This window comes from Streptomyces sp. NPDC048361, assembly GCF_040651795.1.
In the GTDB taxonomy this organism is placed as follows: Bacteria; Actinomycetota; Actinomycetes; order Streptomycetales; family Streptomycetaceae; genus Streptomyces.
Map to the genome: position 1 here is coordinate 1 of NZ_JBEZKW010000015.1, position 21,240 is coordinate 21,240.

Genomic DNA, 21,240 nt, shown 5'->3' on the forward strand with positions numbered 1-21,240 from the left:
CTTGCCGCAGTGGGTGATCCAGGCGGCCATCCCCTGCGGGGTGCCGGACACATAGCCGTCGAGGGCCGCCGCGTACGCCGCGCGACCCCCCCCGACCCCCCCGAGCGGCCCGTCCCCCGCCCCCGGTCCGCGACCGCCGGTACGGATGTGACGTCCGCCGCTCAGCGAGCAGAAGGAGCAGCGATGTCCTCGTCCCGGCAACACCCGAGCTCACTGGCCGGCCTGGTGCGCACCGTAGAAGACGACTCGGTGGTGCGCATGGTGCGCCGCCATGCGATGCTGCGGCCGGACGCCGTGGCCGTACAGTCCGGCACGTCCCTGACGACGTACGGCCAGTTGTGGCACCGCGCGCTCGTCGTGGCCGCCGCGCTCGACGAGGCCGGTGTCGGACCCGGCGACCGGGTCGCCCTGTGGGCCGACCGGACGGCAGGCGTGACGGCGGCCGCCCTCGGCGTGATGGCGCTCGGCGCCGCCTATGTGCCGATCGACCCGACGCACCCGGGCGAGCGCACCGGCGCCGTCATCGCCGGCTCCCAGCCGGCCGCCCTGCTCCACGACGGCGCCGCCGGGCTGCTCCCGCCCGGCCTTCCGGCCGTCGACGTGAGCGCCCTGTCCGACCTTCCGCTGCCGCCGGAACGGCCGCTGCCGCGGGGTGAGGACATCGCGTACGCCGTCTTCACCTCCGGGTCGACCGGGACGCCCAAGGGCGTCATGGTCGCGCACGCGTCCCTGGCCAACTACGTGTCGTGGTGCGGGTCGATCGTCGGCACCGACGGCATCGGCAGCCCGCTCTTCGCCAGCCTGGGTTTCGACCTGGCGATGACCTCGCTGTGGGTGCCGCTCTCCCAGGGGCGGCGGGTGGTGACCGTCGCCGGCCCGTGGGACCAGGCGACGCTCTTCGACGCCCGCCACGAGCTGTACACCTTCATCAAGCTGACCCCGTCGCACGCCCGTTTCTTCGACGTCCTGGAGACAGCGCCCCGCTATAACCGGGCGACCGGGCTGCTGATGTTCGGCGGCGAGGGGCTCGACCCGGCGCTGATCTCCGCGCTCGGGCCGCGCATCGACGGGGTGCGTCTCGTCAACCACTACGGTCCGACCGAGACCACGATCGGCTGCTGCGCCTACCCGTTCGACAACACGCGTGTCCCGTCGACCCCGACGGTGCCCATCGGCGTACCCGCCTGGAACACCCGGGCCTACGTGGTCGACGAGCAGTTGCGGCCGGTGGCGCCGGGGCACCCCGGTGAGCTGGTGATCGCCGGCCGCGCGGTCGCCGCCGGGTACATCGGCGAGGAGGGCTTCGGCGAGAAGTTCATCGACGAGCGCGAACTCGGCGGCGCTCCCGGCCGGGCCTACCGCACCGGAGACGTCGTCGAGCTGCTGCCCGAAGGGGCGCTGCTCTATCTCGGGCGCAGGGACGACCAGTTGAAGGTCAACGGGCACCGGGTCGAGCTCGGCGAACTGCGCCACCACGTCCTCGCGGTGCCGGGCGTGGCCGACGCGGCCTTCGACATCAGCCGGGGCCCGGTGGACAGCCTGGAACTGTTCGTACGGCCGGGCCACCGGGGGGCCGACCGGGCCGACCAGGAGGACCTCGCCGACGAGGTGCTCAAGTCCCTTGCCGCGGCGCTCCCTTCGGCCCTGGTGCCGCAGTCCGTACGGGTCGTCGGGGAGATCGTGTTCAACGCCAACGGCAAGTGCGATGTCGCGGCCACTCGGCGCCTCGCGGACGAGTCGGACTGACAGGTTCCCTTTCCCTTGTCCCGGAGGTTTCGCCTCCCGGACAGGTTCCTGGGGGTGAACCCCCTGCGGGGCCCGGCCGCACCGGATGGTGCGCCGGGCCCCGCGGCCGTTCGGCGGGGTGGCCCGGGCGGGGTGCCACCCCACGCCGGCCCGGTGCGCACCGGGCCGACATGCGCCGGGCCGGGTCACTCGCGGAGGCCCACCGCGTCGCCGGGCCGGTTGCGCAGCACCATCATCGCGGCGAGCAGGGTCGTGCCCAGGGTGAGCGCACAGGCGGCGCCGACCACGCCGATGAAGATCCACGGCGAGCCGTCCGGCACCGGCGAGCCGAGCACCGCCTCGCTCAGCGGCACCAGGGTCAGCCCCGCGACCAGGACGCCGAGCAGGATGCCGGCCACCGAGACCAGGGCCGCCTCCACGGTCATCATCTGGAGCACCTGCCGGCGGGTCGCGCCGATCAGCCGCTGCAGCATGAACTCCCGCCGCCGCTCGTTGGTGGCCAGCACCTGGGTGTTGACCAGGGCGATCGTCGCGTATCCGACGACCATGCCGAGCAGCAGGTACGACATCCAGGTCTGGGTCTGGTCCGATTCCGCGTGGACGGCGCTGACCGATGCCCGGTCGGCCACCCGCAGCCCGGGCACGCCGGCGGAGAGGGCGGACAGCGTCCGGGTCAGCTGGGTCCGGTCCGTGCCGGGCGCACTGCTGACCATGATCTGCGGGAGCAGCCCGGTGTCGGTGTGCTGGAGCAGGAGCGAGGCGGGCAGCAGCGCGGTCTCGTACCCCCGCGCCCCTTCGACGGTGGCGACCAGCTTCAACTGGATCCGGCTGCCGTCGCCGAGCCGCATCGGCACCGCGTCTCCGATGTGCTTCCCTGCGTCGGACGCGAACGCCGCGGGCAGGGCGACGGTGTCGCCGCGCAGATCGTCGAGGCTGCCCGCCGATGCCTTCCATGCGGTGGTGCGGGAGAGGCCTTCGGAGGTGACGCCGAGGAGCGGGACCTTGGTGGGGTCGGCGCTGTCGTCGCCGGTGGTGCCGTCGGCGCGGGTGTTCGGCGGCTCTACGTAGCCGAGACTGGCGACTTGCCCGGAGGCGGCCTCGACGCCGGGCTGGTGACGAATCGTGTCGACGGCGTCGAGCGGCAGGCCGCCGGCGACGGAGGTGACGACCAGGTCGGCCCGCAGGGCGTCGTCGAAGGCCTTGCGCGAGCCACTCGACTGGGTCGTCTGCAGGTAGATGAGGGCGATGGCGAGACCGGAGGCGAGCATGACCGGCATCACGGCGCCCGCCATCCGGCCGGTACGGGCCTTGGCGTTGAGCGTCGCCAGCCGGCCGGCCAGACCGGACACGGACCGGATCGGGCCCCGGAGCATCGCGGTGATCGCCTTGGCCAGGGCAGGGCCGAGCAGTCCGAATCCGGCGGTCCACAGCATCGCGGCCGGGGTCGCCGTGCTGCCCGCCGACGGGCCGTCCATGTTCGCGGTGACGAGCGCGAGCGCCAGTCCCCCGCCGAGGAAGAGCAGGGCGAAGACCAGGCGAGTGCCGCTGAACCAGCGCCGTTGCAGGTTCGCCTCGGCCAGCGCCTCCGTGGGCCGGGTGCGCGACGCGGCGCGCGCGGCGATGAAGGCGGAGGCCACCGCGGTGAGCAGCGCGGCCCCGACACCGATGAACACGGGCACGATGCCGGCCCGGAAGACGATGGTGTCCGGTACCACCCCGGCGTCGGAGAAGGCGCCGAGCAGGAACCTGCCGATGCGCGGGCCGGGGTAGCAGGCGAGCGCGGTGGCGATGACGGAGATGAACAGTGTCTCGCCGAGGATCAGCCGGCGCAGCTGCCCGGGGGTGGTGCCGATCGCCCGCAGCAGGGCCATCTCGCGCTGGCGCTGCTGGATGGAGAGGCCGAGGGTACTGGAGACGACGAAGATGGTGACGGCCGCGGAGAGCCCGCCGAACACCGAGGCCAGCGTGACGAGTTTGCTGCCCTTGGCGACGACATCGGGGTTCTCGGCCCAGCCGCGCTCGTCGCCGGTGAGGACCTGGAGGCGGGTACCGGAGCCGGCGACGGCTTTCGTCACCTGCGACGCGACCCGGCCGGTGTCGGCGCCGGGCGCGGTGAGCACTCCGATCGAGTCGGCCTTGCCGGGACGCCCGGCGACCTGCCCGGCCTCCTCGTCGGAGAGGAACACGGTGTTCGGGTCACCGTTTCCGCCGGCCAGGCCGGAGATCACGTACCTGTGCGCCGTGCCGTGGACGAGGAGCGTCACGCTCTGGCCGGGGGCGAGCCCGGTCCGGGAAGCCAGGCGGGCGTCCAGGACGACGCGGCCCGTGCCGGACGGCGGGGCGCCGGCGCTGAGCCGCTCGGGGGCGAGACGGGCCGACGACCAGCCGTGGCCGGTGACTTGGGGGCCGGGCTGCTTGGCGCCGTCGCCGGTGAGCGCGGCGGGGAAGGAGAGGTCGGGCAGGGCGGCGTCGACGCCGGGCACGGCCTTGATCTGGTCGAGGAGCGCGTCGTCCAGGTGGAGGCGCTCGGGGAACATGTCGCGCCGGGTGCCGGGGTACTTCTGGTCGCCGGTCACCACGATCGGGGCGGCGGCAAGCCGCTGCGGCGGCGCGGCGTTGTGCAGGCCGGTCTCGAAGAGGCCGCCACAGCCGATCACGATGGCCGCGCCGAAGAACAGCGCGATGAACGAGGCGATGAAACCGCCCTTGTGGAAGCGCAGGGTGCGCAGCGCGATCTTGATCATCGGTGGGCCCACCCTCCGGACTGTGCCGCGGGCGCGGGGCTCTCGGTGCCCCAGGCGCCGAGGTGGGTCATTCGTTCGGCGACCAGTTCGGCGGTGGGCCGCTCGAGGGAGCTGACGATCCGTCCGTCGGCCAGGAACAGCACACGGTCCGCGTGCGAGGCGGCGACCGGGTCGTGGGTGACCATGACGATGGTCTGGCCGCCCCACTGGACGGCCTCGCGCAGCAGTAGCAACACCTCGCGCGCGGTATAGGTGTCGAGAGCGCCGGTCGGTTCGTCACCGAAGACGACGGCGGGCTTGGTGATCAGGGCGCGGGCGATGGCGACGCGCTGCTGCTGGCCGCCGGAGAGCTCGCCCGGCCGGCTGTTCCGCTTGTCCGCGAGGCCGACGCGCTCGATGACCTCGTTCACCGCGGCCTTCTTGGGCCGGTGGCCGGCGAGCCGAAGGGGCAGCGTGACGTTGTCGAGCACGCTGAGGGCGGGCAGCAGGTTGAACGCCTGGAAGACGAAGCCGATCCGCTCGCGGCGCAACTTGGTCAGCTCGCGCTCCTTCAGCGGCGACAGATCCACACCGTCCAGGTGCACCGACCCCGACGTCGGCCGGTCGAGCCCGGCCGCGCAGTGCAGGAACGTGGACTTGCCCGAACCCGAGGGGCCCATCACCGCGGTGAAGGTGCCCCGGTGCAGACCGATGCTGACGCCGTCGAGCGCGGCTACTTGGTGGTGCCTGGACCCACCGTAGATCTTGCGCACGGAGTCAAGCCGTACGACTTCCTGGCTGTGCGGACTCGGGGTCCCGTTCATGAGCGGCGTCCTTCGCAGACGGTGGGCCCGTGAGCGGGCCGGCGGATGTGTTGTCTGTAGAGCAACTCACGCCGTACGGACGGGAGTTGTAACAAGTCGCAAACCACAGCGTGGTCGCTGTAGGCGGGTTGAACGTTCGCGGCGCCAGCGGTCTTGGCGATCTCGGCGGAGCCAGCGGTGTCGGCTGCGCCAGCGGTGTCGGCGGTCTTGGCGGTCTCGGCGGAGCCAGCGGTGTCGGCTGCGCCAGCGGTGTCGGCGGTCTTGGCGATCTCGGCGGGGCCAGCGGTGTCGGCTGCGCCAGCGGTGTCGGCGGTCTTGGCGATCTCGGCGGGGCCGAGCGGCCCCCCGGGGTGACGGCAAAGGGCCGGGGCGGTGGCGATCATGTGTGGTCCTCCCGCACGCCGCCCGACCCACCCGCCTCCGCCGCGACGGCCGCGCGTATCACCCCGATGTTCAAGTGCAGCTCGAACGGCGCCAGTTCGAAGTACTTGAGCGCCTTGCCGCTGTCGGAGAGCTCCAGGCTGCCCACGACGAGGCCTGCCTTCTCCAGCCGTTCCAGGTGCATGTACAGCAGGGGCCGGGAGATGCCGAGCCCGCGAGCCAGCTCACTCACATACCTGCGGCCCGCGGCGAGTTCGGCGAGTATCCGCAGGCGCAGCGCGTGACCCATGGCACCCAGGACGGCCAGCAGATCCTCGCTCGTCACGACTCACCCTCTCTGGCATCCCGGAAAAGCCTGTAAGTTGAGACTTACAGATGCCTGGAATAGCTGTCAAGCGTTAGGGGTGAGCTTCTGGTGTCCGACCGACATGCCGTCACACCCCCCAGGACGTGTCGGCACCACGTCAGCCGAGGAACGCGGGAGGGGCCGGACTCCCCAGAGCCCGGCCCCTTCCGCCCGCCCTTCGACACTGCTGCCGCCCACGCGGCGACGGGATGGCCACACATTCCCCGCTCCGGATGCGGGGCAGGCCGCGCGCCACCAAGGACGCTGCGATAGTTCCTGTACCGGGGCTCTAGGACGATAGGAAGGGCAGTCGCCCGTTGGCGATCTCGCGGCCCGCGCCTCGTCGAATCGGTGGCACGGCCACCTCGTCACCATGCTCACCGTCGCTCTCATGGAGCAGGCGCCCGGCGATGTCAGGGTCGGTCGGGAGATGACCATAAAGCTCGACGGGCGAAATCGACCCGAGCCGGATCTACTGTTGACGACGGCCAACTATGACGGAGACCGCACCTGGTTCGCGCCGGACGAGGTGCGACTCGTCATCGAGGTCGTCTCACCCGAGTCCGCGCACCGGGACCGCACGGTCAAGCTGCGCAAGTACGCGGAGGCCGGCATCCCGCACTACTGGTGCATCGAGGACGCAGGCGGCACCCCCGTCGTCCACGTCGATGAACTCGACGAGCCGAGTAGCGTCTACGCGCCCGCCGGCATCTTCCGAGGCACCCTGAAGCGCCCGGTGCCTTTCGCGATCAGTCTCGATCTCGACAAACTCACTCCGCCGCGGAGCAACGAGAAATCAGCACCAAGTCAGCACGGGAACGCAGAAGGGGCCGAGCTCGCCGAGAGCTCAGCCCCTTCTGACCTGCACGCTTGACGCGTTACCTAGCGCACGGTAGCCAATCGATCACACGTTGAAGCGGAACGTTCAACGCAGAGCTCCGACCTGCGGAAACAGGCTTCGAGAGGGCCGCATCCAGCACCGATCCAGCACGGTAGCTGCTCACCCAGCACATCCAGCACCCACGACCGCGATGAGAGGCCCTCCCACCGTCACCCGATCGAGGACATCGCCAGGGAGACGCTGGCGCGCGGTGCGCAACTACCGACCGACTTGCGACGGGAAGCGCAGGCCCGGCTGCGGAAGATCCATGGCGACACGGCGCTGCGCGTCCTAGGCAAGCTGTCCGCGCTGGTCAACTGCGAAAACGGAGATTTCGAGGAGGTCATCTCAGCTCGGGAGGGCATCCCAGCCCACACCGACAACTCAGCGATCAGTAGCGGTACCTGGCGGCGAGGATGACGATCTCCTTGGCCGTCACCAGGTAGACGAGGCGGTGCTCGTCGTCGGTCCGTCGCGACCAAGCCCCCGGCAAGTGGTACTTCAGCGGCTCAGGCTTGCCGATTCCCGAGAAGGGGTCGCGCCTGACGTCCTCGATGAGCTTGTTGATCCGAGCGAGCATCTTGCGGTCGTTCTTGAGCCAGGACGTGTAGTCCTCCCAGCCCTGATCCTCAAAGACGAGCCTCACGCGGCACCCGCACCAGCGTCCGACGAGCCCGGATCGATCAGCTCACGCTCCGACACGTTGATGTGGGACAGGGCGTTCTCGTACGCCTTGAGCAGACGCCGGGCGTTCGCCGGCGAGCGCAGCAGGTACGACCCCTCACGCAACGCCGCATAGTCATCGGCCGAGACAAGCACGGCGTTGCCGTGCTTCGAGACGATCTCAATGACCTCGTGGTTCTCGTTGACCTTCTTGATCAGCGGGAACAGTTCCTTGCGGGCTTCACTCGCGGTTATGGACATGCCCTGCCCCTTCCATTAACTGGTACGTAATAACGTACCACTCTTGGTGCCGTTCAGGAGAGGAAAACGACTGACGGACGATCAGCCGCCCCAGCACCGATCCAGCACGGGGAAAACGAAGGGGCCCGACTCCGAAGAGCCGAACCCCTCCTGACCTGCATGTTTGCCAGATCGGCGACGTGGTGATACCTCAGCCACTACACGTTGAAGCGGAACTCCACCACATCCCCGTCCTGCATCACGTACTCCTTGCCCTCCATCCGCGCCTTGCCGCGCGAGCGGGCCTCTGCGACGGAGCCCGCGTCGATCAGGTCGTCGAAGGAGATGACCTCCGCCTTGATGAAGCCCTTCTGGAAGTCGGTGTGGATGACACCGGCCGCCTCGGGGGCCGTGGCGCCCTGGGGGATGGTCCAGGCGCGGGTTTCCTTGGGGCCGGCCGTCAGGTAGGTCTGGAGGCCCAGGGTGGCGAAGCCGACGCGGCCGAGGGTGGCGAGGCCCGGCTCTTCCTGGCCCATGGACTGGAGGAGTTCGAGCGCCTCGTCGTCGTCCAGCTCGATCAGCTCGGACTCGATCTTCGCGTTGAGGAAGATCGCCTCCGCCGGGGCGACCAGGGCGCGCTGCTCGTTCTTGAAGTCCTCGTCGACCAGTTCGTCCTCGTCGACGTTGAACACGTACAGGAACGGCTTCGTGGTCAGCAGGTGCAGCTCGTGCAGCAGGTCGCCCTGCTCGGTGCCCTTGGTGATGCCGTGCGAGAAGAGGGTGTCGCCCGCTTCGAGGATCTTCTGCGCCTTCTCGACGGCCGCCAGGACCGCGATCTTGTCCTTCTGGAGGCGGGACTCCTTCGTCAGGCGCGGCACCGCCTTCTCGACGGACTGGAGGTCGGCGAGGATCAGCTCGGTGTTGATCGTCTCGATGTCGTCCTTGGGGGACACCTTGCCGTCGACGTGGACGACGTTCTCGTCCTTGAAGGCGCGGATGACCTGGCAGATCGCGTCCGACTCGCGGATGTTCGCGAGGAACTTGTTGCCCAGGCCCTCGCCCTCGCTCGCGCCACGCACGATGCCGGCGATGTCGACGAAGTCGACGGTGGCGGGCAGGATCCGCTGGGAGCTGAAGACCTCGGCCAGCTTGGCCAGGCGGGTGTCGGGGACGCCGACGACGCCGACGTTCGGCTCGATGGTGGCGAACGGGTAGTTGGCCGCCAGTACGTCGTTCTTGGTCAGGGCGTTGAACAGGGTCGACTTGCCGACATTCGGCAGACCGACGATTCCGATCGTGAGCGACACGTGGCGACTTCCCGGTACGAGGGCGGTGGACGGTCCGGAGAGTGGACCGCCCACCAGTTTACGGGCGCCCGCTCCCGGCGGTGACGGCCCCGGCCACCACCCCCGGCCCCACCCGTCCAGGCCCGCGAACCCGGCCCGCCCCGCCTCGCGAACCCGGCCCACCCCGACCCGCGAACCCCGCCCGTCAGAGCCCCGGGCGCCAGGTCCGGCAGCATCCCGACCGCCTCGCGCCGTCGAACGTGTGGGCAAGCTCGGCCAAAAGGCGTGTCCAATGGGCGGTTACTCCCCTGCGGCGACCTACGTTGGTGCGGTGGAGCAATACAGGACACGCACCCCGCAGCGCGGACAGCGACCCCGGACACCGGGGCCGGCGGCTTCCCAGGCGCCCGCCGGCGGGGCCGCCGGGGCGGCGGTGAGCGGTGAGAGCGCCGCCGTCTACCGGGCGGCCGGACGCACCCGGCCGGTGCCTCCCCTCGTCCTCGCGCTGCGCAGACTCCCCTCCCCCCGGCTCACCGGGCTCGGCGGCGGCCTCTTCGCCGCCGCCCTGATGTTCGCGCTCGGCATCCTGGACTGGCTGCTCCTCGACGGCTCACCAGCCGTGTACGGGGTGCTGTTCCTGCTGGTCAGCGCGGTGACCGCACGCTGGGTGCGGCCCGCCGACCTCGTCACCGCGCCGATCTGCGTACCGATCGCCTTCGCGGTCGGGATCGTTCCGATCGCGGGCGGCACCGGCGGTTTCGCGGGCCAGACGATGGCCGTGGTGACGGCGCTCGCCCTGCACGCGGGCTGGCTCTACGCCGGAACGCTGGTGGCCGGCGTCATCGCGACCGTACGCAAGGTCCGGCTGATGGGGCGTCGGCGCAGTCTCAGGAACCCCGGCGGGCCCGCACCCAAGCGGTAGGGAGGGCACCCTCACCCCACCGCCGGCGGCCCCGCCCCCAAGCGGCAGGCCGCGGCACCGCCACCCCTGCCCCCACCGGAACAACCGGCCCCGGCCCACCGCGTGCCCGAGCTCGCACTCACCCCGGCACCACTCCGGCACCCCGCAGGGCTACCGCTCAGCCGCCACCATCGCCGCCCCCACGATCCCCGCGTTGTTCTGGAGCTCCGCCGGGACGATCTCGGCCGCGATGCCCTCGATCAGCGGGAGGAACTTCTCCGCCTTGCGGCTGACGCCGCCGCCGATGATGAACAGCTCGGGCGAGAAGAGCATCTCCACATGGGCCAGGTACTTCTGGACCCGGCGCGCCCAGTGCGACCAGCTCAGGTCCTCGTCCTCCTTGACCTTGGTCGAGGCGTGCTTCTCCGCCTCGCGGCCGTGGAGTTCGAGGTGGCCGAGCTCGGTGTTGGGGACGAGGCGGCCGTCCACGAAGAGCGCACTGCCGATGCCCGTACCGAACGTCAGCAGGATCACCGTGCCCTTGCGGCCGCGGCCCGCACCGAAGTTCATCTCGGCCACGCCCGCCGCGTCCGCGTCGTTCACGACGGTGACCGGCATGCCACCGAGGCGGTCGGCGACCAGGCGGGCCGCGTCCACGCCCACCCACTCCTTGGCCACGTTCGCAGCCGTCCGTACGGTGTTCGCGGCGATCACCCCCGGAAACGTCATGCCGACCGGGCCCGACCAGCCGAAGTGGCCGACCACCTCCGCGATGCCCTCCACGACCGCCTCGGGCGTCGCGGGGTGCGGGGTCAGCACCTTGTGGCGTTCTTGCGCCACATCGCCCTTCGCCAAGTCGACCGGGGCACCTTTGATGCCGGTTCCGCCGACGTCCACTCCGAACACGTTCCTCATGGCGTTCATGGAACCCACCGTACGGGTGGACGGGGCGGACCGGCGGGGCTACTCGCCCGAGAGCTCGGCCGCCTCCGCGCGCAGGTCGCGGCGGAGCTCCTTGGGGAGCGAGAAGGTGATCGACTCGTCCGCCGTCTTCACCGTCTCGACGTCGCCGTAGCCACGCTGGGCCAGCCATTCCAGGACGCCGTCCACCAGAACGTCCGGTACGGAGGCGCCCGAGGTCAGGCCGACCGTGGTGACGCCTTCGAGCCAGGCCTCGTCGATCTCGTCGGCGAAGTCGACCAGGTGGGCGGCGGGGGCGCCCGCGTCGAGGGCGACCTCGACCATGCGGATCGAGTTCGAGGAGTTCTTGGAGCCGACGACGATGACCAGTTGCGCGTCCTCGGCGAGCTTCTTCACCGCGACCTGGCGGTTCTGCGTGGCGTAGCAGATGTCGTCGCTGGGCGGCGAGAGCAGGTTCGGGAACTTGTTCTTGAGCGCGCCGACCGTCTCCATCGTCTCGTCGACGGAGAGCGTGGTCTGGGAGAGCCAGACGACCTTCGACTCGTCGCGGACCTCGACGTTGGCCACGTCGTCCGGGCCGTCGACGAGGGTGATGTGGTCCGGGGCCTCGCCCGAAGTGCCGATGACTTCCTCGTGGCCCTCGTGGCCGATCAGGAGGATGTCGTAGTCCTCCTTCGCGTACCGCACGGCTTCCTTGTGGACCTTGGTGACCAGCGGGCAGGTCGCGTCGATGGTGGCCAGCTTGCGCTCGGCGGCCTCCGCGTGGACGGTCGGGGCGACGCCGTGGGCGGAGAACATCACGATGGAGCCCTCGGGCACCTCCTCCGTCCGCTCGACGAAGATCGCGCCCTTCTTCTCCAGGGTCTGCACGACGTACTTGTTGTGGACGATCTCGTGCCGGACGTACACGGGCGCCCCGTACTGCTCCAGGGCCTTCTCCACGGCGATGACGGCACGGTCCACGCCCGCGCAGTAACCGCGGGGAGCGGCGAGCAGGACCCGCTTGTCACTGTGGCGCGCAGCGTCTCCACTGGGGGCGGTGGTGGGCGACGAGTGGGCGGCAGTAGTCATGTCGTCCATGGTAGGGGCTGGCGCCGACAGCCCCGCCGTCCCGCCTGGCGTGCGCACCGCCCCGCCACACCTCGCGCCCGGGCGCGCCGCGCCCCGCCCACACCCCCGCCCCCGCGCCCGACTGGCGTGCCCGGCGGGCCAAAGATCGCCCGGCCGGTGAGACTGGCCGCATGAGTGGCGTACGCGAGGAGCACGAGGATTCCGGCGGGCCCCGCCGCCCCGAGGGGGCCGGCCCGGGCGGCGCGGGCGAGGGGGCCGGGCAGCTGCGGCGGAGTCTCGGCTTCCGGGACCTGGTGGTCTACGGCCTCCTCTTCATCGCGCCCATGGCCCCGGTCGGCATCTTCGGCACCCTGGACGCCAAGTCGCACGGCGCGGTCGCGCTGGTCTATCTGGTGGCGACGATCGCCATGGGATTCACCGCTTTCAGCTACGCGCAGATGGTGCGGGTCGTCCCGCTGGCCGGGTCGGTCTTCGCGTACGCGCGCAAGGCGCTCGGCGAGGGGCCCGGATTCATCGCCGGGTGGATGGCGATGCTCGACTATCTGCTCATCCCGGCCGTCGCCTACCTCTTCTCGGGCATCGCGATGAACTCCCTCGTACCGTCGGTCTCGCGCTGGGTGTGGACCGCGCTCGCCGTGGTGATCACCACTCTCCTGAACCTGTGGGGCGTACGGGCCGCGGCCCGGGTCGGCTTCGCGGTGCTCGCGATGGAGATCGTGGTGCTGCTCGTCTTCGTCGTGTCCGCGGTGGTCGTGCTCGTACGGGACGGGGCGCAGCGGGGCTGGCTCTCGCCGCTGAGCGGGGACGCCGGGTTCACGCTCGGCGCGGTCCTCGGTGCGGTGTCCGTCGCGGTCCTCTCCTATCTGGGCTTCGACGCAATCGCGACGTTCGCCGAGGAGGTGACGGGCGGCTCGGCGAAGGTGGCGCGGGCGGTGCTGTTCTGCCTGGTGCTGGCCGGGTCGCTGTTCATCGTGCAGTCGTATCTGGCGGCGCTCCTCGAACCGATGACGTCTGCGCAGCTGGCGGCCGATCCCGTCAAGCAGGGCTCGGCCTTCTACGACACCGTGGAGGCCTCGGTCGGCGGCTGGCTGCACACCCTCGTAGCGGTCAGCAAGGCGATCGGGGCGGCGTTCGCGGCGCTCGCCGGGCAGGCCGCGGCGGGCCGGCTCGTCTTCGCGATGGCCCGCGACCGACGGCTGCCGCGCGTTCTGTCGCACACCGGCTCCGGGGTGCCGCGGCCCGCGCTGCTGCTGGCCGCGGTGGTCACGCTGGTCGCCGCTGTGTGGGCGGCCCGCCGCGACGACGGCATGGACCATCTCGTGTCCGTGGTCGACATGGGCGCGCTGACCGCGTTCTTCCTGCTGCACGTCTCGGTCATCGCCTGGTACGCGGTACGCCGCATGGAGGGCGCCCCCCACTGGATGAGCCACGTGGTGGTTCCGGTGCTCGGCGCGGCCGTCATCGTCGCGGTGATCTGGGAGGCGACGGCCACGGCCCAGCTGGTCGGCCTCGGCTGGCTCGCGGTGGGCCTGGTGGTGCTCGCCATGCAGTGGGGCCGCCGGGGCGGATCGGGCCCCGAGTCACCCGCACCGGGCGGGGGTGTCGGTGGCGCGGGCTAGCCTGCGTACATGGCTCTGAATACGAGTGCGGACGCGCCGCTCCCCGTCGGCGAGGTGTCGCGCCTCATCGGGGGGTGGATCAACCGACTCGGGGCGGTCTGGGTGGAGGGGCAGATCACCCAGCTCTCGCGGCGGCCCGGCGCGGGCGTGGTCTTCCTGACCCTGCGCGATCCCTCGCACGACATCTCGGTGGGCGTCACCTGCTACCGCCAGGTCTTCGACGCGGTGGCCGACGTGGTGTCCGAGGGCGCGCGGGTCGTCGTCCACGCGAAGCCCGAGTGGTACGCGCCGCGCGGTCAGCTCTCGCTGCGGGCGGTGGAGATAAAGCCGGTCGGCATCGGTGAACTCCTCGCCAGACTTGAGCAGTTGAAGCGGAGCCTGGCGGCGGAGGGCCTCTTCGCCCTGGACCGCAAGCGTCCGCTGCCCTTCCTGCCGCAGCTCGTCGGGCTCGTCGTGGGCCGGGCATCGGCGGCCGAGCGGGACGTCCTGGAGAACGCGCGGCGGCGCTGGCCCGCGGTGCGCTTCGAGGTACGCAACGTGGCGGTGCAGGGGGTGCACGCCGTGCCGCAGGTCGTGCGGGCGGTGAAGGAGCTCGACGAGCTGGACGACGTCGACGTGATCATCGTGGCGCGGGGCGGCGGCAGTGTGGAGGACCTGCTCCCGTTCTCGGACGAGGAGCTCGTACGCGCGGTCGGCCGGTGCCGTACGCCGGTGGTGTCGGCGATCGGGCACGAGCCGGACGCGCCGCTGCTCGATCTGGTCGCGGACCTGCGGGCGTCCACGCCGACGGACGCCGCGAAGAAGGTCGTGCCGGACGTCGGCGAGGAGCTGGACCGGGTCCGGCTGCTGCGGGACCGGGCGCGCCGCCATGTCGTCGGCGTGGTCGACCGCGAGGAGCGGGGCCTGGCGGGGGTGCTGGGGCGGCCGTGGATGGAGCGTCCGCAGCGGATGGTGGACGACCGGGCCGACGAGGTCGACGCGCTGCTGCACCGCTCGCGCCGGGTGCTCGGCCACCACCTGGACCGGGCCGACTCCGAGCTCTCGCACACCCACGCGCGCGTGGTGGCCCTGTCGCCGAAGGCGACCCTGGAGCGGGGGTACGCGGTGCTCCAGCGGGCCGGTGGCGAAGTGGTCCGCTCCCCCGGCGAACTCTCCCCCGGCGAGGATCTGCGCGCTCGGGTCGCCGAGGGCGAGCTGCACGTCACTGTCGTACCCCGCCCTTAGGGTGGACCGCATGGCCAAGACGGACGAGGACGCGGTCGTGTCGGGTGACGCGGCGCTGGGGTACGAGCAGGCGCGGGACGAGTTGATCGATGTCGTACGGCGACTCGAGGCGGGGGGTACGACGCTGGAGGAGTCCCTTGCGCTCTGGGAGCGGGGGGAGGAGCTGGCGAAGGTGTGCCGCCGGTGGCTCGAGGGGGCGCGGGCCCGCCTCGACGCGGCGCTGGCGGACCCGGCCGACTCCTGACCACTCCGGGGGCCGAGGTCTGCCCCCGCCAGCCCCTGGGGCTCCGCCCCGGACCCCGTCGCGCCTCAAGGGCGCTCGTCCTCAAACGCCGGACAGGCTGAGGTGGCCTCTGCGGGGCACCCTGCCGAGGTCAACCCTGCCAGAGGCGCGGGGAACCGCGCGGGCCCACCTCACCCCGAGTGCCCACGCCCCGAGCCCACGCCCCGACCTGCGCCCCGAGCCCGCGCCCCAAGGCCGCACCCCGTACCCCGCACCCCTGTGACCCTGCTCACCCGTCCCGCAACTTAGTTGAAAGTTAACCTAAACCTGTCGTACCGTCGAACCCATCGGTTGATCAGCACCCCGGAAGGTAATCCCCAGATGTCTCTCGTTCTTGACCCCGCCGCCCAGGACCTCCTCTTCCGCGAGGCCCGCACCGCGAACACGTTCACCGACGAGCCGGTGACCGACGAGCAGGTCCAGGCGATCTACGACCTGGTCAAGTACGGCCCGACCGCCTTCAACCAGTCGCCCCTGCGCGTCACCCTGGTCCGCTCCCCCGAGGCCCGCGAGCGCCTCGTCAAGCACATGGCCGAGGGTAACCGTCCGAAGACCGCCGCGGCGCCGCTGGTCGCGATCCTCTCCGCCGACAACGAGTTCCACGAGGAACTGCCCACCCTCTTCCCGCACTTCCCCGCCGCCAAGGACGCCTTCTTCTCGGAGCGCCCGGTCCGCGAGGGCGCGGCCCTGTTCAACTCCGCGCTGCAGGCCGCGTACTTCATCGTCGGCGTCCGCGCCGCCGGTCTGGCCGCCGGCCCGATGACGGGTTACGACGCCGCCGGTGTGCAGAAGGAGTTCCTGGACGACGACCACACCCCGCTGATGGTCGTCAACATCGGCAAGCCCGGCGAGGACGCCTGGTTCCCCCGTAGCCCGCGTCTGGCCTACGACGACGTCGTCACCACCGTCTGAGGCACCCCCTCGGCCGGGGGTCCGGGGGTTGCCCCCGGGACGACACAGCCCCCGTAGCCCGCGTCTGGCCTACGACGTCGTCACCACCGTCTGAGCGCGACCCTCAGCGCAGCACGGCATACGGCGAGGGCCGCCGCACCCACTCCGGTGCGGCGGCCCTCGCCGTATGCCGTGCTGCCAAACCTCAGGCGGCCGGCGTCCTCTTCGACTCCAGGGCCCCCGCCATCGCCACCAGCTGACCGTACGGCGCCGTGCCGGTGACCACCGTGGTGGAACCCTTGTCCTGGCGGACCAGCGCGTCGTACTTGGGGCCGTCCCAGAACGTCCAGGTCGCGCCCCCGATCTGCTGCGACTTCTCGGTCTTCGCCGCGTTCCTGCTGACCTCCGCGACGAACTTCTCCGAGGGCGCGGTCGACTGCTCGACGGCGACGTACTGGTTGTGGGGGTCGAGGAAGCCCAGGTGCCAGGCGTTGTCCTTGGTCCCGTCGTACGAGACCGAGGTCGCCTTCCACTTGTCCTGGTCGGGCAGGCCGACCGGGGCCGCCACGGGGTAGGGCGCGGCCCGGCGCACGGTCGTGAGCTCGACCGTGTAGTTGACCGCCTTGAGCGGGGGTGCGTCCGATTCGTCGTGCGGGATGAACACATAGATCACAGCCGCCGCGATGCCGATCACCGCCAGCGACTGCAGCATGTTCCGGACTGTCTGCTTGCTGCTGCGCGTTCCTGCCACGACCCTATGTTCTCAGGTCATGTCGCCGCTCATACGTGGGCCCCTCTGCTCAATTTGTCGACGTGCCGATAGAGTCCTAGCACCCTCTTACCTTGCGGCCGTCGCCGTACAGAAAGGTGCGCTCCGATGACCGAGCATCATCTGCCGTCCGAACTCGAGGTCTCCCCCGAGGCTCCCGACCGCAACCTGGCCCTCGAACTGGTCCGGGTCACCGAGGCGGCCGCCATGGCCGCCGGCCGCTGGGTCGGCCGCGGGGACAAGATCGGCGCGGACGGCGCCGCGGTCAACGCCATGCGGACCCTCGTCTCCACCGTCTCGATGAACGGCATCGTCGTCATCGGTGAGGGCGAGAAGGACGAGGCCCCCATGCTCTACAACGGGGAGCGCATCGGCGACGGCACCGGCGCGGAGGTCGACATCGCCGTCGACCCCATCGACGGCACCACCCTCAACGCCAAGGGCATGCCGAACGCGATCGCCGTGCTCGCCGCCGCCGACCGCGGCGCCATGTTCGACCCGTCCGCGGTGTTCTACATGGACAAGCTGGTCACCGGCCCCGAGGCCGCCGACTTCGTCGACATCAACGCCCCGGTCTCGGTGAACATCCGCCGGGTCGCCAAGGCCAAGAACTCCTCGCCCGAGGACGTCACCGTGGTCATCCTGGACCGCCCCCGCCACGAGGGCATCGTCAAGGAGATCCGGGAGACCGGCGCGCGCATCAAGTTCATCTCGGACGGCGACGTCGCCGGTTCGATCATGGCCGTGCGCGAGGGCACCGGCGTCGACCTGCTCATGGGCATCGGCGGCACCCCCGAGGGCATCATCTCGGCCTGCGCGATCAAGTGCCTGGGCGGTGTGATCCAGGGCAAGCTGTGGCCCAAGGACGAGGCGGAGCGTCAGCGCGCGCTCGACGCCGGGCACGACCTGGACCGTACGCTCTCCACCGACGACCTGGTCAGCGGCGACAACGTGTTCTTCGTCGCCACCGGCATCACCGACGGCGAGCTCCTCCGCGGCGTCCGCTACCGCTCGGCGACCGCGACGACCCAGTCGCTCGTCATGCGCTCGAAGTCGGGCACGATCCGCCAGATCGACTCCACGCACCGGCTCTCCAAGCTGCGCGCGTACAGCGCGATCGACTTCGACCGGGCCAAGTAGGCCCGGGAGCACGGTAGTTCAGCGCTTCGTACGTAGGTGAAGGGGCGTCCCCGTTGTGCGGCGGGGGCGCCCCTTCACGCACGCGGAGCTACGCGGGCCGCAGGAGGCAGGGCTACGCGGCGGACGCGGACTTCTTCAAGTCGACCTCGCGCCGCCGGCGGCGGGCGATCACGACACGGCGCTCGGCCGCGGTCAGGCCGCCCCAGACGCCGTACGGCTCGGGCATGAGCAGGGCGTGCTCGCGGCACTCCACCATGACCGGACAGCGGGCACAGACGCGCTTGGCGGCTTCCTCGCGGGAGAGCCTCGCAGCCGTCGGCTCCTTCGAGGGGGCGAAGAACAGGCCCGCCTCGTCCCGGCGGCAGACCGCCTCCGCGTGCCACGGGCCCGCTTGATCCTCCCTGGCTTGACCACGCTGCGGCGGAACGGCGGCGACCTGCAGGGAATGATGCGGCGGATGCAGCACGGTCTACTCCTGACGACGGCTTCGCGAGCGAGCGACGATGGCACAGTCCCTACCCGCTGTGCGCGGGCCTATGCACTGAGTTCCGACAGGCGGAACTGCGCTCGGGTGCGCGATGGCCTGAACTCGTCGTCGCCGTGCGCCGGTCCCGACGTCAGGATTCGAGCCGCTTGCGCAGCCGCTGATGCAGGTCGGCGATGAGCTTGCCCCGCTTCGGCTTGGCCTCGATGTTGCCGAAGACCGAGTATCCATGGACGACGACGACCGGCGCCTCGGGATCCTCGGACTCCAGGGTGTGCACCTCGAAGTTGCCGAAAATTCCGGTGCCGCTGCCGCGCAGGTTCAGGTTTTCCGGTACCCGCACCTCCACATTGCCGAAAATCGCGGTCGCGTTGATGACGGTCAGACGCTGCTCGAAGAGCGCCTCGGTGAGGTCGATCTCGACGCTGCCGAAGAGGGAGAAGACATTGGTGCGCCGGCCGACCCGCCAGCGGCCCTTGCGGGTGGAGGCGGAGAAGACGGCGACGAGGTTCTCGGCGTCGACCGCCGCGCCCGTCTCCTCGGCCTCGCGCGGGCCGGGGGCGACGACCGGACGTGGGCGCGCCCCGCTCGCGGGCAAGTCCCTTACCAGGGGCTCCAGTTCACCGACGGTCTTGGCGCGGTAGACCGCGTCGATCCGCTCGGAGTGCTCGGCCGCGTCGAGGCGCCCCTCGGCCAGCGCGTCGCGCAGGATGTCGGCGATCCGGTCCCGGTCGGCGTCGGAGGCCCGCAGCGCCGGGGGCTCGGCGTGCTGGGTGAGATCGGGCTTCGCGGGCTCGGCCGGGTCCACCTTGGCGTGCTTTTCGAGGTCCACGGAGGCAGCGTACCCAAACGCGATAGATCGCGACTAGTCGCGGGCGCGATCGCTCGACGGGCCCGGCAACTGAGCCTTACCTCACAGCAACGGCGGCGGGGTCGCGGCATACGCTGGAGGGTGCTGTGCCAATGGAGGTACGGCAGCTGTCTGCCGAGTGAGGAATGGCCGTAATGCCAGAGTTTCAGTACTCCGACCTTCTCCCCCTGGGAGAGGACACCACGCCGTATCGCCTGGTGACCGCCGAGGGTGTCTCCACCTTCGAGGCCGACGGCCGTACGTTCCTCAAGGTCGAGCCGGAGGCGCTGCGCACCCTCGCCGCCGAGGCGATCCACGACATCCAGCACTACCTGCGCCCGGCCCACCTCGCCCAGCTCCGCAAGATCATCGACGATCCGGAGGCCTCGGGCAACGACAAGTTCGTCGCGCTCGACCTCCTGAAGAACGCGAACATCGCCGCGGCGGGCGTCCTGCCGATGTGCCAGGACACCGGCACCGCGATCGTCATGGGCAAGCGCGGCCAGAACGTGCTGACCCCGGGCGGCGACGAGGCGGCCCTGTCGCGCGGCATCTACGACGCCTATCTGAACCTCAACCTGCGGTACTCGCAGATGGCGCCCCTGACCATGTGGGACGAGAAGAACACCGGCTCCAACCTGCCCGCGCAGATCGAGCTGTACGCGACCGACGGCGGCGCCTACAAGTTCCTCTTCATGGCCAAGGGCGGCGGCTCGGCCAACAAGTCGTTCCTCTACCAGGAGACGAAGGCCGTCCTGAACGAGGCCTCCATGATGAAGTTCCTGGAGGAGAAGATCCGCTCGCTCGGCACCGCCGCGTGCCCGCCGTACCACCTGGCGATCGTGGTGGGCGGCACCAGCGCCGAGTTCGCGCTGAAGACCGCGAAGTACGCCTCCGCGCACTACCTCGACGAACTGCCCTCCGAGGGCTCGGAGTTGGGCCATGGCTTCCGCGACGAGGAGCTGGAGAAGAAGGTCTTCGAGCTGACCCAGAAGATCGGCATCGGCGCGCAGTTCGGCGGCAAGTACTTCTGCCACGACGTCCGCGTGGTGCGCCTGCCGCGGCACGGCGCCTCGCTGCCCGTCGCGATCGCCGTTTCCTGCTCGGCCGACCGCCAGGCCGTCGCGAAGATCACCGCCGAGGGCGTCTTCCTTGAGCAGCTGGAGACCGACCCGGCGCGCTTCCTGCCGGAGACCACCGACGAGCACCTTTCGGCGGGCGAAGAGGACGTCGTACGCATCGACCTCAACCAGCCGATGGACGCGATCCTGGCCGAGCTGACCAAGCACCCGGTCAAGACCCGCCTCTCGCTGACCGGCCCGCTGGTCGTGGCCCGCGACATCGCGCACGCCAAGATCAAGGAGCGGCTCGACGCGGGCGAGGAGATGCCGCAGTACCTGAAGGACCACCCGGTGTACTACGCGGGCCCGGCCAAGACCCCCGAGGGGTACGCGTCCGGCTCGTTCGGCCCGACCACGGCCGGCCGGATGGACTCCTACGTCGAGCAGTTCCAGGCGGCGGGCGGCTCCAAGGTGATGCTGGCCAAGGGCAACCGCTCGAAGCAGGTCACCGACGCCTGCGACGCGCACGGCGGCTTCTACCTCGGCTCGATCGGCGGCCCGGCGGCACGGCTCGCGCAGGACTGCATCAAGAAGGTCGAGGTCGTCGAGTACGAGGAGCTCGGCATGGAAGCGGTGTGGAAGATCGAGGTCGAGGACTTCCCGGCGTTCGTCGTCGTCGACGACAAGGGCAACGACTTCTTCCAGGCCCCGGCCGAGCCCCCGACGTTCCTGAACATCCCCGTCCGCGGCTGATCGCCGTGCGGGGCCGATCCCCCTCGGAGGCTGATCCCCGTGCGGGGCTGATCCCCCTCGGAGGCTGATCCCCGTGCGGGGCTGATCCCCGTGCGGGCCTGATCCCGTGCGGGCCTGATCCTCATCCGGGACCGATCCCCCCTCCGACGCTGATCCCCTGCCGAAACCGGTGCGCGAATAGGGT

General features: G+C 70.7%; 20 protein-coding genes and 2 pseudogenes. 9 read left to right on the top strand and 13 right to left on the bottom strand.

What is annotated here, in order from left to right; all coding sequences use genetic code 11:
- Positions 1-87 (bottom strand): annotated as a pseudogene (locus AB0D31_RS11115) (oxidoreductase); the annotation flags it as partial.
- Positions 88-183: 96 nt separating this feature from the next.
- Here AB0D31_RS11115 and AB0D31_RS11120 point away from each other — a divergent pair.
- Positions 184-1,746, top strand: coding sequence for an amino acid adenylation domain-containing protein (locus AB0D31_RS11120; RefSeq protein WP_362720105.1), 1,563 nt, complete (start codon positions 184-186; stop codon positions 1,744-1,746).
- Between the two features lie 185 nt (positions 1,747-1,931).
- Here AB0D31_RS11120 and AB0D31_RS11125 read toward each other — a convergent pair whose 3' ends face one another.
- From AB0D31_RS11125 to AB0D31_RS11140, 4 genes are read right to left on the bottom strand one after another with little or no spacing between them, the layout of a single operon-like run.
- A complete protein-coding gene (locus tag AB0D31_RS11125; protein WP_362720108.1) occupies positions 1,932-4,502 on the bottom strand; it encodes an FtsX-like permease family protein in 2,571 nt (856 codons plus the stop codon).
- The gene (locus AB0D31_RS11130; RefSeq protein ID WP_362720110.1) at positions 4,487-5,293 is read right to left on the bottom strand and encodes an ABC transporter ATP-binding protein; all 807 of its coding nucleotides are present in this window, start codon (positions 5,291-5,293) and stop codon (positions 4,487-4,489) included. Before AB0D31_RS11130 ends, AB0D31_RS11125 begins: the two co-directional genes overlap by 16 nt.
- On the bottom strand, positions 5,290-5,676 hold the full coding sequence (locus AB0D31_RS11135) for a hypothetical protein (RefSeq protein WP_362720113.1): 387 nt from the start codon (positions 5,674-5,676) through the stop codon (positions 5,290-5,292). Before AB0D31_RS11135 ends, AB0D31_RS11130 begins: the two co-directional genes overlap by 4 nt.
- Positions 5,673-5,999 (bottom strand): winged helix-turn-helix domain-containing protein, encoded by a 327-nt coding sequence (locus AB0D31_RS11140; protein ID WP_362720116.1) that lies wholly within the window; start codon positions 5,997-5,999, stop codon positions 5,673-5,675. Before AB0D31_RS11140 ends, AB0D31_RS11135 begins: the two co-directional genes overlap by 4 nt.
- Positions 6,000-6,372: 373 nt before the next feature.
- Between AB0D31_RS11140 and AB0D31_RS11145 the strand changes: the two are divergent.
- A pseudogene (locus AB0D31_RS11145) lies at positions 6,373-6,807 on the top strand (Uma2 family endonuclease); the annotation flags it as partial.
- Positions 6,808-7,291: 484 nt separating this feature from the next.
- On the opposite strand, the gene AB0D31_RS11150 reads toward AB0D31_RS11145, so the two are convergent.
- The 3 genes from AB0D31_RS11150 to ychF form a co-directional block, all read right to left on the bottom strand.
- A complete protein-coding gene (locus AB0D31_RS11150; protein ID WP_362720119.1) occupies positions 7,292-7,546 on the bottom strand; it encodes a Txe/YoeB family addiction module toxin in 255 nt (84 codons plus the stop codon).
- Complete coding sequence (locus AB0D31_RS11155; RefSeq protein ID WP_362720121.1) at positions 7,543-7,824, bottom strand: type II toxin-antitoxin system prevent-host-death family antitoxin; 282 nt, start codon at positions 7,822-7,824, stop codon at positions 7,543-7,545. The genes AB0D31_RS11150 and AB0D31_RS11155 overlap by 4 nt, the downstream gene beginning before the upstream one ends.
- A 197-nt stretch (positions 7,825-8,021) precedes the next feature.
- A complete protein-coding gene (gene ychF, locus AB0D31_RS11160; protein ID WP_362720124.1) occupies positions 8,022-9,110 on the bottom strand; it encodes a redox-regulated ATPase YchF in 1,089 nt (362 codons plus the stop codon).
- Between the two features lie 310 nt (positions 9,111-9,420).
- Between ychF and AB0D31_RS11165 the strand changes: the two genes are divergently transcribed.
- Positions 9,421-10,011: a DUF6542 domain-containing protein gene (locus tag AB0D31_RS11165; protein ID WP_362720127.1), complete on the top strand. Its 591-nt coding sequence runs from the start codon at positions 9,421-9,423 to the stop codon at positions 10,009-10,011.
- A gap of 150 nt (positions 10,012-10,161) precedes the next feature.
- Here the strand turns inward: AB0D31_RS11165 and ppgK are convergent, their stop codons facing one another.
- Entirely contained in the window at positions 10,162-10,914 is a 753-nt protein-coding gene (gene ppgK, locus AB0D31_RS11170; protein ID WP_362720129.1) for a polyphosphate--glucose phosphotransferase, read from the bottom strand.
- A gap of 39 nt (positions 10,915-10,953) precedes the next feature.
- Positions 10,954-11,982, bottom strand: coding sequence for a 4-hydroxy-3-methylbut-2-enyl diphosphate reductase (locus AB0D31_RS11175; protein ID WP_362720132.1), 1,029 nt, complete (start codon positions 11,980-11,982; stop codon positions 10,954-10,956).
- A gap of 170 nt (positions 11,983-12,152) precedes the next feature.
- Here AB0D31_RS11175 and AB0D31_RS11180 point away from each other — a divergent pair, with 170 nt between their 5' ends.
- The 4 genes from AB0D31_RS11180 (at position 12,153) to AB0D31_RS11195 (ending at position 16,020) form a co-directional block, all read left to right on the top strand.
- A complete protein-coding gene (locus AB0D31_RS11180; RefSeq protein WP_362720134.1) occupies positions 12,153-13,601 on the top strand; it encodes an APC family permease in 1,449 nt (482 codons plus the stop codon).
- 9 nt (positions 13,602-13,610) lie between these two features.
- A complete protein-coding gene (gene xseA / locus AB0D31_RS11185) occupies positions 13,611-14,825 on the top strand; it encodes an exodeoxyribonuclease VII large subunit (RefSeq protein WP_362720138.1) in 1,215 nt (404 codons plus the stop codon).
- A gap of 10 nt (positions 14,826-14,835) precedes the next feature.
- The gene (locus AB0D31_RS11190) at positions 14,836-15,069 is read left to right on the top strand and encodes an exodeoxyribonuclease VII small subunit (RefSeq protein ID WP_362720140.1); all 234 of its coding nucleotides are present in this window, start codon (positions 14,836-14,838) and stop codon (positions 15,067-15,069) included.
- A gap of 360 nt (positions 15,070-15,429) precedes the next feature.
- Complete coding sequence (locus AB0D31_RS11195; protein ID WP_362720143.1) at positions 15,430-16,020, top strand: malonic semialdehyde reductase; 591 nt, start codon at positions 15,430-15,432, stop codon at positions 16,018-16,020.
- A 184-nt stretch (positions 16,021-16,204) separates the two neighbouring features.
- On the opposite strand, the gene AB0D31_RS11200 is transcribed toward AB0D31_RS11195, so the two are convergent.
- The gene (locus AB0D31_RS11200; RefSeq protein ID WP_362720146.1) at positions 16,205-16,750 is read right to left on the bottom strand and encodes a DUF4245 domain-containing protein; all 546 of its coding nucleotides are present in this window, start codon (positions 16,748-16,750) and stop codon (positions 16,205-16,207) included.
- Positions 16,751-16,876: 126 nt separating this feature from the next.
- Here AB0D31_RS11200 and glpX point away from each other — a divergent pair, with 126 nt between their 5' ends.
- Positions 16,877-17,908: a class II fructose-bisphosphatase gene (gene glpX / locus AB0D31_RS11205; RefSeq protein ID WP_362720149.1), complete on the top strand. Its 1,032-nt coding sequence runs from the start codon at positions 16,877-16,879 to the stop codon at positions 17,906-17,908.
- Positions 17,909-18,020: 112 nt separating this feature from the next.
- On the opposite strand, the gene AB0D31_RS11210 is transcribed toward glpX, so the two are convergent.
- Positions 18,021-18,374 (bottom strand): WhiB family transcriptional regulator, encoded by a 354-nt coding sequence (locus AB0D31_RS11210; protein WP_267056074.1) that lies wholly within the window; start codon positions 18,372-18,374, stop codon positions 18,021-18,023.
- Between the two features lie 151 nt (positions 18,375-18,525).
- Positions 18,526-19,200, bottom strand: a complete 675-nt coding sequence (locus AB0D31_RS11215) for a DUF1707 domain-containing protein (RefSeq protein ID WP_362720435.1) — start codon at positions 19,198-19,200, stop codon at positions 18,526-18,528.
- 197 nt (positions 19,201-19,397) lie between these two features.
- Here AB0D31_RS11215 and AB0D31_RS11220 point away from each other — a divergent pair, with 197 nt between their 5' ends.
- The gene (locus AB0D31_RS11220) at positions 19,398-21,056 is read left to right on the top strand and encodes a fumarate hydratase (protein ID WP_362720152.1); all 1,659 of its coding nucleotides are present in this window, start codon (positions 19,398-19,400) and stop codon (positions 21,054-21,056) included.
- Positions 21,057-21,240 lie beyond the last annotated feature (184 nt).

Bases quoted from the DNA above. Each gene is read 5' to 3' on its own strand.
- AB0D31_RS11155 (WP_362720121.1), bottom strand. From the start codon at position 7,824: ATGTCCATAACCGCGAGTGAAGCCCGCAAGGAACTGTTCCCGCTGATC.
- AB0D31_RS11135 (WP_362720113.1), bottom strand. From the start codon at position 5,676: ATGATCGCCACCGCCCCGGCCCTTTGCCGTCACCCCGGGGGGCCGCTC.
- xseA (WP_362720138.1), top strand. From the start codon at position 13,611: ATGGCTCTGAATACGAGTGCGGACGCGCCGCTCCCCGTCGGCGAGGTG.
- AB0D31_RS11180 (WP_362720134.1), top strand. From the start codon at position 12,153: ATGAGTGGCGTACGCGAGGAGCACGAGGATTCCGGCGGGCCCCGCCGC.
- AB0D31_RS11175 (WP_362720132.1), bottom strand. From the start codon at position 11,982: ATGACTACTGCCGCCCACTCGTCGCCCACCACCGCCCCCAGTGGAGAC.
- AB0D31_RS11195 (WP_362720143.1), top strand. From the start codon at position 15,430: ATGTCTCTCGTTCTTGACCCCGCCGCCCAGGACCTCCTCTTCCGCGAG.
- AB0D31_RS11190 (WP_362720140.1), top strand. From the start codon at position 14,836: ATGGCCAAGACGGACGAGGACGCGGTCGTGTCGGGTGACGCGGCGCTG.
- AB0D31_RS11220 (WP_362720152.1), top strand. From the start codon at position 19,398: ATGCCAGAGTTTCAGTACTCCGACCTTCTCCCCCTGGGAGAGGACACC.
- AB0D31_RS11120 (WP_362720105.1), top strand. From the start codon at position 184: ATGTCCTCGTCCCGGCAACACCCGAGCTCACTGGCCGGCCTGGTGCGC.
- glpX (WP_362720149.1), top strand. From the start codon at position 16,877: ATGACCGAGCATCATCTGCCGTCCGAACTCGAGGTCTCCCCCGAGGCT.
- AB0D31_RS11130 (WP_362720110.1), bottom strand. From the start codon at position 5,293: ATGAACGGGACCCCGAGTCCGCACAGCCAGGAAGTCGTACGGCTTGAC.
- ppgK (WP_362720129.1), bottom strand. From the start codon at position 10,914: ATGAACGCCATGAGGAACGTGTTCGGAGTGGACGTCGGCGGAACCGGC.